Raw genomic sequence first — 14,269 nt, forward strand, 5'->3', positions numbered from 1 at the left:
AAAGGCACGGCGATGCAAACCATTGGGCTGATCGGCGGCATGAGCTGGGAGAGCACGGCGCTCTACTACAAGCTCATCAATGAGCGCGTCCGTGACCGTATGGGCAAGCTGCACTCGGCGCCGCTGCTGATGTACTCCTACGATTTCCAGGAGATCAAGGAGATGCAATACGCCGGCCGCTGGGCCGAGGCAGCGGCCAGCCTCGCGGATGTGGCGCAGCGTCTCGAAAACGCCGGCGCGCGCGCGATCGTGCTGTGCACGAACACCATGCACAAGCTGGCACCCGACATCACGCCGAAGCTGACCATTCCCTTCATTCACATCGGCGACGCGACGGCCCAGAGGATCCGGGCCAAGGGATATCGGCGCGTCGGCCTGCTCGGCACCAAGTTCACGATGGAGGAAGATTTCTACATCGACCGGCTGCGCGCGCATGATCTCGATGTCCTCATTCCGCCCACTGACGCGCGCGCCGACGTGAACCGCATCATCTACGACGAGCTGTGCCTTGGCGTCGTGGCTGCGTCCTCGCGCCGCCGCTATCAGGACGTGATGGCCGCCCTGGTCGGGCGCGGCGCCGAGTGCATCATCCTCGGCTGCACCGAGATTACGATGCTGGTCGGCGCCGCCGATACATCAGTCGAGACGTTCGACACGACGGCCATTCACGCGGAGACCGCGGCGGATTTCGCGATTGGATGATGGTGAGGCCGGTAGCACTGGACGTCTGCCATCCGACGCGGCAAGTTCGGCCGATGTCGGCGGGGCCGCATACTGACACCGTCGACCCCGAATGATAACATGCCTCCCGTCACGAGCCTGCGAAGTCGTTCTCACAAGCGTGCACGCAAGAACGTGGGAGGCAAGTCCAGTGAATTGGAAAGCGCTCTGCAGGCCGCGCGGTTGCCGCGGGCTTTTCTCGCCCGTCATCCTCGTCTCCGCGCTCTGGGCGTCCTGGGCCTGCGCGCAGGACGCCCGAAGCTCGCCTGGCGAGGCGGCACCGGTTTTTTCGGATAGCGGCCCCGACGCCGATGCCTATGGTGCTGCTTCCGGCTATCCGATCGGGACGCGGGCGACCACCACCCAGCTTGACAAGCTCGTCGGGGTCTACAGCCATTTCGGCGAGATCTACCCCTCGCGCCCGATCGGTCGCGCGGCGGCGCCGTGGCAATTCAAACGCGCGCCGGAGCCATCGATCACTTACAGTTTCGGCACGGAGCGGCTGAGCATCGCGGATTACCTCAAGCGCAATCCTGTGACAGGCCTGCTGATCGCCAGGGACGACACCATCCTGTACGAGCACTACCAATATTCGCGGACCGATCACGACCGCTTTCTGTCGCAATCGATGGCCAAGACACTGGTGTCCATGCTGGTCGGGATCGCGGTCTCGGAGGGACGGATCAAGTCGATCGACGATCTCGTCTCGACCTACGTCGCCGGTCTTGCAGGAACGGAATACGGCAACACATCCATCCGGGCCTTGCTGAACATGTCGTCGGGCGTCGACTTCTCGGAAGTCTATGACGGGCATGACGATATCGCCCGGCTTGGGCGGGCCCTGTTCGTTGAACAGACGAAGGATCCCGCCGCCGTCGTCGCGCAATTCAATACCCGGATCGCGCCGCCCGGCACCAGATGGCACTATGCAAGCGTGGAAACCGAGATCCTGGGCCTGGTCCTGCGCTCCGCCACGGGCACGCCGGTTGCCGACTATCTCCACGACCGGATCTGGAATGCGATCGGCACCGAAGCGGATGCCTCCTGGGCGATCGACGGGAGCGGGCAGGAGATTGCTTTTTGCTGCTTCAACGCAACCTTGCGCGATTACGCGCGCTTGGCCCGGCTGCTCGCACATGACGGCGCCTGGGAGGGTCGTCAGTTGATTCCCCGGCAGTGGCTGCTGGATGCCACGACCGTCAGGCCGGGCGACGGCCATCTCGCTCCGAAAGTGGCCACACCCTATTTCGGCTATGGCTATCAGGTCTGGATCCTCCCTGGCGAGCAGCGCAGGTTTGCCCTGCTCGGCATCCGCGGCCAGGTCATCCTGGTCGATCCAGCCTCGAAGCTCGTCATGGTGCACACCGCCGTTCGCCAGAAGCCATCCGAGCCGGGAGCCCTCAGAGAACCGCTCGCGCTGTGGTCCGCGGCGCTTCAACAGCTCGGGCAATGATTCGACTGCGCGGATGCCTATGAACCCTCGAATAATCGAAACGGCGCCATAATACCGGCGAGCCCCTCCGGCCCGTTCGGAGGGCAACGCGTATGGCGCCGCCCGCAATGTCAGGCAGCGCTCTTCCCAATATCGCCTTGCACCCACCCATTCCCCTCATTCCGGGGCGATGCAAAGTATCGAACCGGGAATCTCGAGATTCCGGTTCCGCCCTTCGGGCGTCCCGGAATGACAGGTCTGCCCATATGCGATAGCCCCGGGTCCGCTCCGGGCACCGGCAGCGATTGAGTTCCGTGGAAGCGGCTTGGTATCATGTCCCCCAAATTCGGGCGACGCACTGAGGCTCAAGCGAAAATGCGCAGCGCGCGCCTGATGTCGATTTTGTTGGGTCTAACGCGGCGACAATGACGGGCATCGATATCGAGCACATCATCGATCGCATCCACGAGGCTGCGACCGTTCCGGAGCTCTGGCCGGAAGTTCTGGAAGCCATCGCGCATGCCGCAGGCGCGCATGGCATGGTCATGATTACCTCGGACACCGATCCGTGGGCTGGCGTCTGGAATGGTGTCGTGACGTCGCCGTCGATCCGTGAGGCATTCTCGGCGTTCATGCGTGACGACCTCTCAAGTCGCACGGAGACGACCCCCCGACTTCTGGCACTTGATCATCCCGGCTTCGTGAGCGAGCAGGATGTCTTTTCGCTGGAAGAATGGGAGCGTGATCCATATCGGACGGAGTGGAATAAAGTATGGGGCTTCGAGCACGCTTGCGCGACGGCAATCCATAGTCCCTCCGGTGAGCTCATTGTCTTTCACATGGAAAGATTGGCAGGCCGGCCTGCCTTTTCACGGCAGGATCTCGATTTCCTCGATCGCTTTCGTCCCCATCTTGCGCGGGCGGCCCTGCTGTCGACGCGCTGGCGTCTCACCCGGATGCGGGCGGCGACCGAGGCGTTGGCGCTTGTCGGTCTGCCGGCCCTCGCAATTGCGCGATCCGGACGGGTTGTGGCCGTGAACGACTTGATCGAAGGCATGACGGATGTCCTGCGGTGGCTACCGAAGGACCGGCTTGCCATCAGGGACGGCGCAGCCGACGCGCTGTTGCGCGCCGGCTTGCTTCAACTCGGGTCAGCTGAAAAGGCCGTGTGTTCCTTCGCGGCGCGCCGTACGAACGATCAGGATCGGGTGGTCTTTCATCTCGTTTCGATGCCAGGCGAAGCGCGCGATCTGTTCAATGGGGCCGTCGGCCTTCTGATCGTGACGCCCGTGACTGCCTCCCAGGCGCCGAGTCTGGCGCTCATTCGTGGCCTGTTCGATCTCACCCCCAGCGAGGCGCGCGTTGCGCGTGGCATCGCGCAAGGCCAGACGATCAGCGACATCGCGGCGCATCACGGATTGAGCCGCGAAACAATCCGCACCCAGATCAAGGCCGTCCTTGCCAAGACGGGAACCCGTAACCAGAAGAGCGCAGCTGCGCTCTTCGGTGGGATCCCCAAATTGCCCCTCGGGTGACGCCCTGAGGAATTCGGGCAGGTACGATTAAACCTTGGCGATGTGTGAGGGTCTCTTCACCCAAAGGGGTGAAGACAGGGTCCGCCCTCCGGGGTCAACTCCGTCAGGGAGTCTGACGAGATAGCGCAGGGATGGTGAGACCGGAGTTCCCAATTTTCGATGTGACCATGGCGCAGCGCAGGCGACGAACATGGGCCTGGAGCATCTGCACCAGCCAGGGCGTGGTGGTCATGCAGGGCCGGGAACGAAGTCGGCCTGCGGCAAAGTACCAGGCCGAAAGAGCGCTGTTCCAGCTGCTGCTGACCGCCCCCTATCGCTCCCGGCTTTCGGCCTAGCGGAGGCGCTCATCCGAGCTTATCGGCTAGGAGCGCTTCGCCTCATCGAGGAACGCTTGAACGGCTTCGAACAGGCGTAACCGATTCTTTTCCATGATGATGGTGTGGGTGCCTTCCGCCAATTCGACGTACCGCTTGCCGGGCGAATTGACCAGCAATGGAAACAGCGCCTGGGCCATGTAAGGGGGCGCATCGCGATCCCACTCGGCTCCAACCAAGAGCGTTGGGACCGTAATTTTCGACGGGTCGTAATAGGGTTTGCCTGCGCCGAAAAATTGTGCGCCGTCCTGAACGACCCCGTTGGGAGCGCGCAACATCGCCGGGGTCATCTGGGCTCCAACCGGATCGGTCGCAAAGGTGGCATCGGCCCAAGCCTCGAACCAGCCTTGCGGGATGAGCGAAGCCTTCTTCTCTTCCGGGACGCCGGTGTACCAGCGTTCTTTGGCTTGCTCGCGCGTCACCATCCGGTAAGCGCCGAGTTTGCCAGGGCCTGCCTGGACCAGGGAAGCCGTCTGACGGATCCACACAGGCGCATACAGAACCAATCTCTCCACCTTGGCGGAATTCTGGGTCGTGTATGTCGCCATCAAGGTCGTTCCCCACGACCAGCCAAGGAGGTTCAGGCGGCGGATGGCTCGTCGCGCAAGGATGAAATCCACGGCCGTGCCGATATCCCGTACCGCGACTTCGCCGGTAACGATCGGCGGATTGGCTTCTGCCTTGTCGTCCATCTCCTTGGGGCGCGTCGACTTGCCATATCCGCGCACATCCAGCGACCAGACGTCATAGCCGCGCGATGCGATGTACTCCATCCACGACGTGCCATCGAGCTTGAGATCAAAAGCCGTCTCCGACGGATATGTTGCGCCGTGAACGTAGAGCACCGTCTGCTCCGGGCGGAATGTTGTCATCCCGGCGGGCCGCTTGTTCCGGACATAAATCTCGATGCCGGGATCGGCGCTCTTCACCATGATCTCTTCGGTGATGAGCGAACCGGACTGAGCAAATGCAGGTGCAGCGAGAATCATCGAAGTCAAAAGACCCACGAAAATTGAGATCCTCATAGTCGGGCTCTCCGGGGTTCAATGATCAGTTTGTCAGATGTGGGACCTGCGAGCATACCGTCTCGGAGGCCTCTTTCAAGTCGAGCCTGAATGTCAAAGCGGGTTCGGCGTCACGACGGTCAGCCGGTCCTCAACGTTGATTTCGGATCATGTTCGACCAAGAGCCTGCACCCGTCGCTCTTGCTGCTCGCTCGGCCTGCAAAGCCATGGGTGTCGAGGCGGCCGGCGGGCGAGGCCCGATCGCGGGTCCGCCGATCACACGCGCTGCCATGGTGCCATCATGCCAGTGTTTTGCCCGACGGGTCAAATGCATTTCGTGAAATCGGAAAGGCGCAATGCCGACAGGGGGCGGGCTACTGGCTACTGTGCATGGGGTTGTTTTCGCGATTTTGTTGTCCGGTCGCGAAATGCTTCGACTGGACCCGCCGCGTCACGCCTGAGGCGGCTTCCGCCGGTGGCCTCAGCTGTCCACCTTCAGCGCGGCAATGAAGGCTTCCTGCGGGATGTCGACCTTGCCGAACTGCCGCATCTTCTTCTTGCCTTCCTTCTGCTTCTCCAGCAGCTTTCGCTTACGCGTGATGTCGCCGCCGTAGCACTTTGCGGTGACGTCCTTGCGCAGCGCGCGCACCGTCTCGCGGGCGATCACCTTGCCGCCGATCGCCGCCTGGATCGGGATCTGGAACATGTGCGGCGGGATCAGCTCCTTCATCTTCTCGACCATGGCGCGGCCGCGCCCCTCGGCGCGGGTGCGGTGGACCAGCATCGAGAGCGCGTCGACCGGCTCGGCGTTGACCAGGATCTGCATCTTGACGAGATCGGCCGGCTTGTAGTCGGTGAGGTGATAGTCGAACGAGGCGTAGCCCTTGGAGACCGACTTGAGGCGGTCGTAGAAGTCGAACACGACCTCGTTGAGCGGCAGGTCGTATTTCACCATCGCGCGGGCGCCGACATAGGTCAGCTCCTTCTGCGAGCCGCGGCGGTCCTGACACAGCTTCAGCACGCTGCCGAGATATTCGTCGGGGGTGAGGATCGTGGCCTCGATCCAGGGCTCCTGGATCTCCTCGATCTTCACCACGTCGGGCATGTCGACGGGATTGTGGATCTCGAGCTCGGTGCCGTCGGTCAGCTTCATCTTGTAGATGACGCTCGGCGCAGTCGCGATCAGGTTGAGGTCGAACTCGCGCGACAGCCGCTCTTGGATGATCTCCAGATGCAACAGTCCGAGGAAGCCGCAGCGAAAGCCGAAGCCGAGCGCGGCCGAGGTTTCCATCTCGAAGGAGAAGCTGGCGTCGTTGAGGCGCAGCTTGCCCATTGCGGCACGCAGCGTCTCGAAGTCGTCGGCGTCGACAGGGAACAGGCCGCAGAACACGACGGGGATCGCCGGCTTGAAGCCCGGCAGCATTTCCGTCACAGGCTTCCTGTCGTCGGTGATGGTGTCGCCGACGCGGGTGTCGGCGACTTCCTTGATCGCGGCGGTGATGAAGCCGATCTCGCCGGGACCGAGCTCGTCGACCTGCTGCATCTTCGGCGTGAAGAAGCCGACGCGCTCGACGTCATAGGCCGCGCCGGTGCCCATCATGCGCACGCGGCTGCCCTTCTTCATGACACCGTCGACGACGCGGATCAGCACGACGACGCCGAGATAGACGTCGTACCAACTGTCGACCAGCAGCGCCTTCAGCGTCGCATCGCGATCGCCCTTCGGCGGCGGCAGGCGGGTGACGATGGCTTCCAGCACGTCGGGAATGCCGAGGCCGGTCTTGGCCGAGATCATCACGGCGTCGGAGGCGTCGATGCCGATGACGTCCTCGATCTGCTGCTTGACCTTCTCCGGCTCGGCGGCCGGCAGGTCGACCTTGTTCAGGACCGGCACGATCTCGTGATTGTTGTCGAGTGCCTGGTAGACGTTGGCGAGCGTCTGCGCCTCGACGCCCTGGCTGGCGTCGACCACTAGCAGGGAACCCTCGCACGCCGCCAGCGACCGCGACACCTCGTAGGCGAAGTCGACATGGCCGGGCGTGTCCATCAGGTTGAACACGTAATCCTTGCCGTCCTTGGCGCGGTAGGCGAGGCGCACCGTCTGCGCCTTGATGGTGATGCCGCGCTCGCGCTCGATGTCCATGGAATCGAGCACCTGCTCCTTGCCCGCCATTTCGCGGTCGGAGAGGCCGCCGGTCATCTGGATCAGGCGGTCGGCCAGCGTCGATTTGCCATGGTCGATATGGGCGACGATGGAGAAATTGCGGATGTTGGAAATGGGGACGGTCGTCATGGGCGCGGGATACCACTCACATCCCCGTGCGGCAACCATATTGCTGTATTTTCAGGGCCTTTCTTCACGCCAAGCTGATTCCACGATGGTCCAAAACGCGCTACGCAACGGCCATGTCAACGACCTCGATCCCCTCGGCCCGCGCACGCGCCAAGAGCCGCCTCGGCTTTGACCGTTTCCGGACCTGGCTGGTTGCCTACGCGACCCACCCCTCGGCCCGGCTCTGGCTGGTGATTCAGCTCGCCATCGTGCATGCGGTGATCTGGACCTTCATCCTGGTCAATCTCAAGGCAGCGCAGGACGTTCACATGGACGTCGCAGAAGCCTGGGGCTGGGGCCAGAAATTCCTGTGGGGCTACGGCAAGCATCCGCCGTTGTCGGGCTGGATCGCCGGGCTCTGGTTCAGGATCTTCCCGGCGACGGACTGGGCGACCTATGCGTTGGCGATGGCAACGGTCAGCGTCGGCATGGTGATCTGCTGGCTGGTGGCGCTGCGCGTGGTGGACCCGCGCCGAGCGTTCCTGGTCGTGGTAATGGTTGCGCTCTATCCGATCTTCAATTTCAAGGGCTTCAAGTACAACCCCGATCTGCTTCAGCTCGTCACTCTGCCGCTCGTCGTGCTCGCCTATCTCAACGCGTTCGAGAAGCGGAGCTGGCAGTCCGGAATTTGGCTCGGGCTTGCCGGCGCGCTGGCGCTGATGACCAAATATTGGGTGCTGACCATGATCGGCGCCATCGGCCTTGCCGCGCTGATCCATCCCGAGCGCATGAAGTTCTTGCTGTCGCCGGCGCCCTGGGTCGCGATCGCGACGATGGTGGCGGCGATGATTCCACACATCGTCTGGCTGGCGGATGCGCATTTCGTGCCGCTGACCTATGCCGGCGACACCTACAGCATCGAGAACTCCGGCCAGGTGCGGCAGCTTGTGTTCGGTTATGTCCTGCACAATGCCGCGCTGCTGGCGCTGCCGGTGGCGCTCGCCGCGCTCGCGATGGCGCTGGTGCCGCCCTGGCTGACGCTGCTTGTGCGCGCTCCCTTACGCATCGTCACGCGGGCATGGGCGCGCGGCGCCAATCTGGGCGTCAACGTTTCCCAGGCGCTGAACGTCTGGATCATCCAGATCATCGTCGCGGCCGGGCCACCGCTCGGCGCGCTCGCCTTCAGCATCTACATGAAGACCGACTGGGGGATCTCGCTGTTCTTCCTGGTGCCGCTCGCACTGGTGGCGATTCCGACGCTGCGGGTGCAGAGTGCGGTGCTGTTCAACATCGTGGCGATCTGGCTCGTGCTCAGCGTCGCGACGCTAGCCGCTTCGCCCTGGATCGCCGCGCGCGAGATGGCGGCGAATTCGGACAACACGGCAACCTATGGCGCGCGATCGGAGCTTGCGCGCGAGCTGACGCAGGCCTGGCATTCGCGCTTCGCCTCGCGCTGGGCGATCGTCGCCGGCACGATGGAATCAATCCAGCCGTTGGTGTTCTATAGTCCCGATCATCCGGTTGCGTTCATCCCGAACGAGGCTTGGAGTTCCGGGCTGACGTCACTCGATGAGGTCAAGAAGGACGGCTTCATCGGCGTGTTCGATCCGACCGACGGCCGTTTGCCGGCATTCGAAAAATGGGTGTCGGAGATTGCGCCGAACGCCGAGCGCATGGTGATGACGACGCGCCGCTTCACCCATGGCAAGGCCGGCTCGTCGATGACGTGGAACGTCTACATCGCTCCGCCGGCGAAGTGACCGAAGGTCATTCCGGGGCGATGCGCAGCATCGAACCATGGTGCGCACTTGCGCACCCGAGAATCTCGAGATTCCGGGTCTGGTGCTGTCGCACCATCCCGGACCGACGGCAGAAGGCTAAACGCCTTCCTCGTTGAACTTGCTTTCGACGAGCTCGGCGATTGCCGCAAGCGCGGCTTCCGCGTCTGCACCGGCGGCGGCGACCGTGATCGTCGTGCCGGGGCCTGCCGCGAGCATCATCAGACCCATGATCGAGGTGCCGCCGACGGTCTCGCCGCCGCGCGTCACCCACACTTGCGCGTTGAAGCGCTCGACCGCCTGGACGAATTTCGCCGAGGCGCGCGCATGCAGGCCGCGCTTGTTGATGATCAGGAGCTCTTTGGAGATCGCGCCCGCGGGCACGCCAGTCCCGGCTTGTGGCGCGTCGTCGCTCATTTGCCGGCAAGCACCCGGCTGGCGATGGTGACGTATTTGCGGCCGGCTTCCTGCGCCATCGCGATTGCATCGGGCAGCGGACGCTCTTCGCGCACCTTGGCGAGCTTCACCAGCATGGGCAGGTTGATGCCCGCGAGCACTTCGACCTTGGGCCGGCTCATGCAGGAAATCGCGAGGTTCGACGGCGTGCCGCCGAACATGTCGGTGAGGATCGCAACGCCGTCGCCGGAATCGACGCGGTTAACCGCCTCGATGATGTCGCTTCGGCAGAGATCGGAATCATCTTCGGCACCGATCGTAATCGCTTCGATTTGCTTTTGTGGGCCCATGACATGTTCAAGCGCTGCCTTGAATTCGTCGGCAAGGCGCCCGTGGGTCACAAGTACTAGACCAATCATCGGAAAACTCCCGCGGGCGCTTTTGGTGCACCGCACGAACGCGCCACTTTGACCATCCAGAGCCCCCGCGCAAGAGGGGATGTTGCGTATCTCCCTGAATCTAGACGGATGGATGAGGGGAAATGCGCCGGTCTACTCGGTCGCGAGTGTGGGACTCATATGGTTACCATTTCCCTTCAAACAATTGCCCGAGGGCTTAGCAGAAGGTTAACTCTTGGTAGTGGTCAAGGCCGCAACAACCAGTGGGAGGGGCGAATAGTCGCGCCCGACCGGGATTCGCGGTATTTCAACACCAAAAATGGTGGTTTTCAGCGTTTCCGGCGGAGGCAGGCGTTCGGCGTCGTCAGCGGCCAGATCGACCACGAGGCCGACCGTCGCATGCTCGACGAAGTCGCAGCGGCGGATTCCCAGCCCCCGGATCTCGATCAGGCCGGCCAGGAGCGGGGCGGGACGAACTTCAATTTCATGGCCGACTGTCGCCAGATGGACACGGTCGTCGCCGACCAGGGTGGCGCCATCGACCACGCCTGAGCGCCCAGCCATGATCAAATCGAAGGCAAGGCGCGACTTGCCGGCGCCCGAGGGCCCGCGGATCAGCACTGCCAGGGACCCGACCTTGACCGCGGAGGCGTGAATGCTCGGCCCGCCGTCGCTCATAGCGCCGGCAGCCTCACCACGAAGCGCGCGCCCGCGACTGTCGGCGCCCCGTCTTCGTCAGCGGGACCGGCGCGATTCTCCGCCCAGATGCGCCCGCCATGGGCGTCGACGATCTGCTTGGAGATCGACAGCCCGAGGCCGGAATTCTGGCCAAAGCCCTGATGCGGCCGGTCGGTGTAGAAGCGCTCGAAGATGCGTTCCAGCGCGTCGTCGCGAATGCCGGGGCCGTCGTCGTCGACCACGATCTCTATCTCGCCGCGCGCGCGGCGGCAGGTCAGGCGCACCTTGCTGCCGGCTTCCGAGAAGGACTGCGCATTGGAGAGCAGGTTGGAGACCACCTGTCCGAGCCGCGAATCATGACCCGTGACGGAGAATGTATCGGTCGGGCTGCGGCCCTCGAAGCGCGCCTCGACGGCGACGTCGTGACCGAGCTTGGTTTCATTGGCGACCGCAACCAGCGTGCCCAGGAGTCGCCTGAGATCGACCGGGATCGCATCTTGCCGCTGCAACTCGGCATCGAGCCGACTTGCATCGGAGATATCAGAGATCAGCCGATCGAGCCGCTTGACGTCGTGCTCGATCACCTCGAGCAGGCGGGCGCGGCTGGTCTCGTTGCGTGCCAGCGGCATTGTCTCGACCGCGGAGCGCAGCGAGGTCAGCGGGTTCTTCAGTTCGTGGGCGACGTCGGCGGCGAACATCTCGATCGCCTCGATTCGCTTGTACAGCGCGCTGGTCATGTCGCGTAGCGCGCCGGAGAGATGGCCGATCTCGTCGCGGCGGCGGGTGAAGTCGGGGATCTCGACGCGGGTCTTGATGCGGCGGCGGACCCGCTCGGCGCTGTCGGCCAGCCGGCGGACGGGGCCTGCGATCGTGCTCGCAAGCAGCAGCGACAGCATGATCATGACCGCGGCCGCGACCCCACCGACCTTCAGGATTGCCAAGCGCTCGGCCGTGACCATCTGATCGATTTCGTCGCCCTGGGTCGACAGCATCAGCGCGCCATGGATGGCACGCGCGCGCTGCACGGGGACGGCAACCGAGACGATCACCTCGCCGCGCGCATCAACCCGCACCATCGAGCGCTTCTGGCCTTGAAGCGCGTCAGCGACCTCCACATAACCCTTGCCGTTCTCGCGCCCGAGTTCGCGATAGAGCGGCAGGTCGCCGCGGTTCAGATAGGTTCGCACCGGGACCATCATGCGTTCGACGAGGCCCGGCTTCTGCGACAACGGCGGCAGCGGAAACCCCCGCACGCTATCGAGATCGCGGCTGTCGAGCAGCACGCTGCCATTGGGGTCGAAAATCCGGGCACGGGTCTTGGTCGGCGAAATCAGCGTGCTGAGCACCGGCGCAACGCGCTCGGGATTGATCGGAAAATCCAGCGAATCATCCATTCCGCCATAGCTCTCGCCCAGCTTCAGGTCGAGCAGCCGATCGGGGTCGACGGTGATCGCGTTGGTCTGCACCGTCGCGGACGCGCCGATGGCGCCGGCGATGATTTCGGCCTGAACCAACAGGCTCTGCGCGCGAGCGTCGATCAGGCCGGCGCGGAACTGCGACAGATACAGGATGCTCGCAACCAGGGCGACGAGGCCCGCGAGGTTGAGCGAGACGATGCGGCGGGTCAGGCTGGAGAAGGACAGTGCGAAGAAGAACTGCCCGGCGCGCTTGAGCCAGTTCAGCGGCCCCCAGGCTTTCGCGACAGGCTTGTCCTCATGGTCCGAGGTGCCGTGGGCGACAACGTCCTCGGCGTTCGAACTCGGATCAGGCTGCGTTCGGTCAAGCAATGCTCAAGCCCGCGTTAGGACAGCTCGTGCGACGGTCCCCGCATTCTAGAGCATGATCCGGAAAAGTGTGCAGCGGTTTTCCGAAAGATCATGCTCAAACAACAAACTGAAGCGCGATTGCGCTTCAGAGCCATCCCGGTCCCGATGGAATCAGAACCGGGCTTGAGCTCTGCTCTTTGTGAAAGCGCGTGACGCCTCAGGCTTCCTTGAAGCGGTAGCCGACGCCGTAGAGAGTCTCGATCATCTCGAAATCGTTGTCGACCACCTTGAACTTCTTGCGCAGCCGCTTGATGTGGCTGTCGATGGTGCGGTCGTCGACATAGACCTGGTCGTCATAGGCGGCGTCCATCAGCGCGTTGCGGCTCTTGACCACGCCGGGGCGGGTCGCCAGCGCCTGGAGGATCAGGAATTCGGTGACGGTCAGCGTCACCGGCTCGTTCTTCCAGGTGCAGGTATGCCGTTCCGGATCCATGCGCAGCAGGCCGCGGTCGAGCGCCTTGGCGTCGTTCTCCTTCGGCGCGACGGTCGGATCCTTCGGCGCCGAGCGGCGCAGCACCGCCTTGACGCGTTCGACCAGCAGGCGCTGCGAGAACGGTTTGCGGATGAAATCGTCCGCGCCCATCTTGAGGCCGAACAGCTCGTCGATCTCTTCGTCCTTGGAGGTCAGGAAGATCACCGGCAGGTCGGACTTCTGCCTGAGACGGCGCAGCGTCTCCATGCCGTCCATGCGCGGCATCTTGATGTCGAGGATGGCAAGATCGGGCTGGGTGGTGCGGAAACCGTCAAGCGCGGAGGCGCCGTCGGTGTAGGTCATGATGCGGTAGCCTTCGGCTTCCAGCGCGATCGAGACGGATGTGAGAATGTTGCGGTCGTCGTCGACCAAAGCGATTGTGGGCATGAGCCTCTGCTTTCTGCTTTCCGTTTGGGTCGTGGCTTAAACGGCGAGCAATCCAGTGATGCGCCGCATACATGGGTGCCGAATTTGGCGTTCGAACCTTGTCACCGAGCAATGCAAGCTGGGCTGAAGTGTGACCAAGTTCCACGAAACACGGCGGATTCGCCGCATATCGACCCATAACCGGGCTCGGGTTTACCCGAAAAAAGGCCTGCCTTGCAACCACCTGAACCGAGAAAGCCAATGCAACCGACCCCTGATTTCGATCCCGGAAAGCTCGCCAAATCGCTACTGAGGCGGTCCCGGCAGGGTGCCCTGGCAACGCTTATGGCCGGCAGCGGCGATCCCTATTGTTCCCTGGTCAATTTGGCGAGCCATCCCGATGGCTCGCCGATTCTGCTGATCTCCCGATTGGCCCTTCATACCAAGAATATCCTCGCAGACGGCCGGGTCTCCCTGATGCTGGACGAGCGCGCCGCCGGCGATCCGCTGGAAGGCGCCCGGATCATGCTGTCAGGCCGGGCGGAACAGGCTGAGGATGAGAAGGATCTGCTCCAGCGGCGGTATCTCAATGCCCATCCGTCAGCGGAAACCTTTGTCACGTTTAAAGATTTTGCGTTCTTCCGGATCATCCCTGCGGGAACCCATTTGGTGGCTGGTTTTGGCCGGATCGTCGATCTCAAGCCGGAACAATTCCTCACCGACCTTGCGGGGGCCGAGGAGTTGCTGGCGGCGGAGGAAGGGGCGATCGAGCATATGAATGCCGACCATCGCGACGCCATGAGCCTTTATGCAACGAAGCTTCTCGGCGCCGCTGCGGGCGACTGGCGTTGCGTCGGCTGCGACCCCGAAGGCCTCGACATGCAGCACGGCCAGACCGGATTGCGGCTGGATTTTCCGGAGCGGGTCACCAGCAGCACGGCGCTGCGCAAGATGCTGGTCCGCCTAGTGGGCGAAGCGCGCGCCAAGAGTCCGGATCAGCCGCAGTAAATTGAACGTC

The 14,269-nt window shown here is 63.3% G+C and carries 13 protein-coding genes and 1 pseudogene; 6 read left to right on the forward strand and 8 right to left on the reverse strand.

The window, feature by feature from the left end; genetic code table 11:
- Positions 1-12 precede the first annotated feature (12 nt).
- Both ACWAT4_RS03770 and ACWAT4_RS03775 read left to right on the forward strand, forming a co-directional pair.
- Positions 13-702 carry an aspartate/glutamate racemase family protein gene (locus ACWAT4_RS03770; RefSeq protein ID WP_449729828.1) on the forward strand — a complete coding sequence of 230 codons (690 nt, stop codon included), beginning with the start codon at positions 13-15 and terminating at the stop codon, positions 700-702.
- 169 nt (positions 703-871) lie between these two features.
- The gene (locus ACWAT4_RS03775) at positions 872-2,173 is read left to right on the forward strand and encodes a serine hydrolase domain-containing protein (RefSeq protein ID WP_449729829.1); all 1,302 of its coding nucleotides are present in this window, start codon (positions 872-874) and stop codon (positions 2,171-2,173) included.
- Between the two features lie 344 nt (positions 2,174-2,517).
- Here the strand turns inward: ACWAT4_RS03775 and ACWAT4_RS03780 are convergent, their stop codons facing one another.
- Complete coding sequence (locus tag ACWAT4_RS03780; RefSeq protein WP_449729830.1) at positions 2,518-2,688, reverse strand: hypothetical protein; 171 nt, start codon at positions 2,686-2,688, stop codon at positions 2,518-2,520.
- A gap of 3 nt (positions 2,689-2,691) precedes the next feature.
- Between ACWAT4_RS03780 and ACWAT4_RS03785 the strand changes: the two genes are divergently transcribed.
- Together ACWAT4_RS03785 and ACWAT4_RS03790 are read left to right on the forward strand one after the other, a co-directional pair.
- Complete coding sequence (locus ACWAT4_RS03785) at positions 2,692-3,687, forward strand: helix-turn-helix transcriptional regulator (RefSeq protein ID WP_449729831.1); 996 nt, start codon at positions 2,692-2,694, stop codon at positions 3,685-3,687.
- 131 nt (positions 3,688-3,818) lie between these two features.
- On the forward strand, positions 3,819-4,022 hold the full coding sequence (locus ACWAT4_RS03790; protein ID WP_449729832.1) for a hypothetical protein: 204 nt from the start codon (positions 3,819-3,821) through the stop codon (positions 4,020-4,022).
- 26 nt (positions 4,023-4,048) lie between these two features.
- Here the strand turns inward: ACWAT4_RS03790 and ACWAT4_RS03795 are convergent, their stop codons facing one another.
- Positions 4,049-5,086 (reverse strand): alpha/beta hydrolase, encoded by a 1,038-nt coding sequence (locus ACWAT4_RS03795; protein WP_449729833.1) that lies wholly within the window; start codon positions 5,084-5,086, stop codon positions 4,049-4,051.
- A 460-nt stretch (positions 5,087-5,546) separates the two neighbouring features.
- On the reverse strand, positions 5,547-7,358 hold the full coding sequence (lepA, locus tag ACWAT4_RS03800) for a translation elongation factor 4 (protein ID WP_212445792.1): 1,812 nt from the start codon (positions 7,356-7,358) through the stop codon (positions 5,547-5,549).
- Between the two features lie 113 nt (positions 7,359-7,471).
- On the opposite strand from lepA, the gene ACWAT4_RS03805 reads away from it, so the two are divergent.
- Positions 7,472-9,097, forward strand: a complete 1,626-nt coding sequence (locus ACWAT4_RS03805) for a glycosyltransferase family 39 protein (protein ID WP_449729834.1) — start codon at positions 7,472-7,474, stop codon at positions 9,095-9,097.
- A gap of 117 nt (positions 9,098-9,214) precedes the next feature.
- Here ACWAT4_RS03805 and ACWAT4_RS03810 read toward each other — a convergent pair whose 3' ends face one another.
- From ACWAT4_RS03810 to ACWAT4_RS03830, 5 genes and pseudogenes are all read right to left on the reverse strand, one after another.
- Positions 9,215-9,532 carry an HPr family phosphocarrier protein gene (locus ACWAT4_RS03810; protein WP_212303437.1) on the reverse strand — a complete coding sequence of 106 codons (318 nt, stop codon included), beginning with the start codon at positions 9,530-9,532 and terminating at the stop codon, positions 9,215-9,217.
- Positions 9,529-9,930 (reverse strand): PTS sugar transporter subunit IIA, encoded by a 402-nt coding sequence (locus tag ACWAT4_RS03815; protein ID WP_007597752.1) that lies wholly within the window; start codon positions 9,928-9,930, stop codon positions 9,529-9,531. The genes ACWAT4_RS03810 and ACWAT4_RS03815 overlap by 4 nt, the downstream gene beginning before the upstream one ends.
- 132 nt (positions 9,931-10,062) lie before the next feature.
- Positions 10,063-10,587 (reverse strand): annotated as a pseudogene (locus ACWAT4_RS03820) (HPr kinase/phosphorylase).
- Positions 10,584-12,374: a sensor histidine kinase gene (locus ACWAT4_RS03825; RefSeq protein WP_212427923.1), complete on the reverse strand. Its 1,791-nt coding sequence runs from the start codon at positions 12,372-12,374 to the stop codon at positions 10,584-10,586. Before ACWAT4_RS03825 ends, ACWAT4_RS03820 begins: the two are co-directional and overlap by 4 nt.
- Before the next feature lie 196 nt (positions 12,375-12,570).
- Positions 12,571-13,272 carry a response regulator transcription factor gene (locus ACWAT4_RS03830; protein WP_027535781.1) on the reverse strand — a complete coding sequence of 234 codons (702 nt, stop codon included), beginning with the start codon at positions 13,270-13,272 and terminating at the stop codon, positions 12,571-12,573.
- Positions 13,273-13,512: 240 nt separating this feature from the next.
- On the opposite strand from ACWAT4_RS03830, the gene ACWAT4_RS03835 reads away from it, so the two are divergent.
- On the forward strand, positions 13,513-14,259 hold the full coding sequence (locus tag ACWAT4_RS03835; RefSeq protein WP_449729835.1) for a HugZ family pyridoxamine 5'-phosphate oxidase: 747 nt from the start codon (positions 13,513-13,515) through the stop codon (positions 14,257-14,259).
- The last annotated feature ends 10 nt before the right edge of the window (positions 14,260-14,269 follow it).

It is taken from the genome of Bradyrhizobium sp. T-1 (assembly GCF_053592855.1).

Bases quoted from the DNA above. Each gene is read 5' to 3' on its own strand.
- ACWAT4_RS03805 (WP_449729834.1), top strand. From the start codon at position 7,472: ATGTCAACGACCTCGATCCCCTCGGCCCGCGCACGCGCCAAGAGCCGC.
- ACWAT4_RS03785 (WP_449729831.1), top strand. From the start codon at position 2,692: ATGGTCATGATTACCTCGGACACCGATCCGTGGGCTGGCGTCTGGAAT.
- ACWAT4_RS03815 (WP_007597752.1), bottom strand. From the start codon at position 9,930: ATGATTGGTCTAGTACTTGTGACCCACGGGCGCCTTGCCGACGAATTC.
- ACWAT4_RS03835 (WP_449729835.1), top strand. From the start codon at position 13,513: ATGCAACCGACCCCTGATTTCGATCCCGGAAAGCTCGCCAAATCGCTA.
- ACWAT4_RS03770 (WP_449729828.1), top strand. From the start codon at position 13: ATGCAAACCATTGGGCTGATCGGCGGCATGAGCTGGGAGAGCACGGCG.
- ACWAT4_RS03810 (WP_212303437.1), bottom strand. From the start codon at position 9,532: ATGAGCGACGACGCGCCACAAGCCGGGACTGGCGTGCCCGCGGGCGCG.
- ACWAT4_RS03795 (WP_449729833.1), bottom strand. From the start codon at position 5,086: ATGAGGATCTCAATTTTCGTGGGTCTTTTGACTTCGATGATTCTCGCT.
- ACWAT4_RS03790 (WP_449729832.1), top strand. From the start codon at position 3,819: ATGGTGAGACCGGAGTTCCCAATTTTCGATGTGACCATGGCGCAGCGC.
- ACWAT4_RS03830 (WP_027535781.1), bottom strand. From the start codon at position 13,272: ATGCCCACAATCGCTTTGGTCGACGACGACCGCAACATTCTCACATCC.
- lepA (WP_212445792.1), bottom strand. From the start codon at position 7,358: ATGACGACCGTCCCCATTTCCAACATCCGCAATTTCTCCATCGTCGCC.
- ACWAT4_RS03780 (WP_449729830.1), bottom strand. From the start codon at position 2,688: ATGCGCGCCTGCGGCATGCGCGATGGCTTCCAGAACTTCCGGCCAGAG.